Annotated in this window: 2 protein-coding genes; both read left to right on the forward strand. The window is 74.0% G+C overall.

Annotated features, from left to right (window positions below; genetic code table 11):
* A partial coding sequence (locus tag CA984_RS43690; protein ID WP_108724708.1) for a ComEA family DNA-binding protein occupies positions 1 to 504 on the forward strand: 504 nt, incomplete at its 5' end.
* A gap of 25 nt (positions 505 to 529) precedes the next feature.
* Positions 530 to 2,362, forward strand: a 1,833-nt coding sequence (locus tag CA984_RS43695) for a ComEC/Rec2 family competence protein (RefSeq protein ID WP_086579128.1), incomplete at its 3' end; no start/stop codon positions are given.

Genomic DNA, 2,362 nt, shown 5'->3' on the forward strand with positions numbered 1-2,362 from the left:
GCCCTTTCCCCCCAGCCCGGTGCTCCGCAGTCCGGTTCCATGCAGTCCGGTCCCGCGCCGTCCGGTTCCTCGCGGTCCGGCGCCCTCATCGAGGTCACCGTCCATGTCACCGGCAAGGTCCGCCGCCCCGGAGTGATCACTCTGCCCGCCGGCTCCCGGATCACCGACGCGGTCCAAGCGGCCGGGGGCGTCCGCAAGGGGGCCGCCACCGGCCTCCTCAACCTCGCCCGCAAGCTCGTCGACGGCGAACAGATCATCGTGGGCGCAGCCGGTCCCGCCGCTGCGGCTCCTCCCACGGCCGATCCCGCCCCGGTCGTCCTCGACCTCAACACCGCGACCCCCGAACAGCTCGAACAGCTGCCGGGTGTCGGTGAGGTGCTCGCCCGGCGCATCGTCGAATACCGCGACGGCCATGGCGGCTTCCGCACAGTCGAGCAGCTCCGCGAGGTCAGTGGCATCGGCGATCGAAAGTACGCCGAGATCAGAGAGAAGGTCCACGCATGACTCCGCACCTCCTGGAGGCAGGGCGATGAGCCGGTTCGGCGCCTCCTCCTCGCTCCGCGACGACGGAGTGACCGAGAGAGGCCTGAGTGCGCACGCGCTTCATCTGGTTCCGCCCGCCCTCGTCGCCTGGGCGACCGCGCTCATCCTGCTGGGCTGCCCGCCCTCGGCGGGTGCCCTGGTGGCTGCGGTCGCGGCTGCGGGCGCGCTCTCCGTGGCCGTGGCGATCCCCGTCGGCGGGATCGCCGGCTGGCGCAACGTGTTGATCGCGGTGCTGGGGTGTGCGGCGGCCGTGGCCGGGACGGTGGCCTTCCGGGTACATGCGGTCAGCACGGGGCCGGTGGCCGAGCTGGTGGAGAAACGCGCCTCGACGGTGATCGAGGCGGTGGTGACGGACGATCCCCGGGAGCCGGCGCAGCGCGGAGGGCCGTTCCGGAGGGAGAGTTTCGTGGTGCCCGCGCGGATCGAGGCGATCGGGACAGGGCCGGCCAGGGTGACGTTGCGGGCTCCGGTGGTGATGCTTGCTTCGGGAGGGGAGTGGCGGTCCCTGCTTCCGAGCCAGCGGATCGCCGTCCAGGGCCGGTTCGGCCCGGCCGACTCCGGCGAGCTGCTCGCAGCGGTGGTGCTGGTACGGGGGCCGCCGCGAATCATGGGCGGGCCCTCATGGGCGCAGCGTGCGGCCGGGGCGCTCCGGTCGGGGCTGCGGGAGGCCTCCGGCGTGCTGCCACCGCCCCAGCGAGGCCTGTTGCCGGGGCTCGTCGTCGGCGACGTCTCCCGCATGGACGGACAGGTCAGAGCCGACTTCAAGGAGGCCGGGCTCAGCCATCTCACCGCGGTCTCCGGAGCCAACCTGGCGATCGTGGCAGGGGCGGCGGTCGCGTTGGGCCGGACCGCGGGGCTGCCTCTGGCGGCCCGGGCGGTGCTGGCGGTGTCCGCCATGCTCGCCTTCGCGCTCGTCGCCCGCCCGTCGCCCAGTGTGCTCCGTGCCCTTCTGATGGGCACCGTCGCCGCCGTGGCGCTCGGTACGGGCCGTTCGCGTGACGGTGTCGCCGCCCTGTCGGCGACCGTTCTAGGGCTGATCCTTTTCGATCCCGCTCTCGCCCGGTCCTACGGCTTCGCCCTGTCGGTCTGCGCCACGGGCGGCATCCTGGTCCTCGCTCCCCGCTGGCGGGACCGGCTCGCGACACGGATGCCCCGCTGGGCCGCCGAGGCGACCGCCGTGCCCGCGGCGGCCCAGGCCGCCGTCACCCCGGTGCTGGTCCTGATGGCCGGGCAGCTCGCACCGGTGGCGATCCCCGCCAACCTGCTGGCGGGGCCCGCGGTCGCACCCGCCACCCTGCTCGGATCCGTCGCTGCGCTGGTCGCTCCCTTGCACATGGGGCTCGCCCAGCTGCTGGTCCGCCCGGCGGGTCTCGCCGCCGGATGGATCATCGAGGTGGCGGAGCACGCCGCCGGGACGCCCCTGGCGGTGATCCCGTGGCCGGGTGGCGTCACCGGGCTGGTCGCGCTGGCCCTCGCGGCCCCGGTCGCCATCCTGGTGCTGCGCCGCCGGTGGTCACGGCGGATCGCCCTGGCCGTGGCGGCCGGAGTGATCGTCGCCGTCACGGTGGCGGAGCCGATCGTGGCCCGTTGGCCGCCCGATGACTGGCTGCTGGTCGCCTGTGACGTCGGCCAGGGAGACGCGTTGCTGGTCGCCGCCGGGCCGGGAAGGGCGGTGGTGGTGGACGCGGGGCCTGACCCGGTGCTGATGGACCGGTGTCTGCGGTCCATGGGGATCCGGGAGGTGCCGCTGGTCATCCTCACCCATCCGCACTTCGACCATGTCGGCGGACTGGAGGGGATCTTCCGGGGACGCGGGGTG

Origin of the sequence: Streptosporangium minutum (genome assembly GCF_002149035.1) — a bacterium.
Lineage (GTDB): Bacteria > Actinomycetota > Actinomycetes > Streptosporangiales > Streptosporangiaceae > Streptosporangium > Streptosporangium minutum.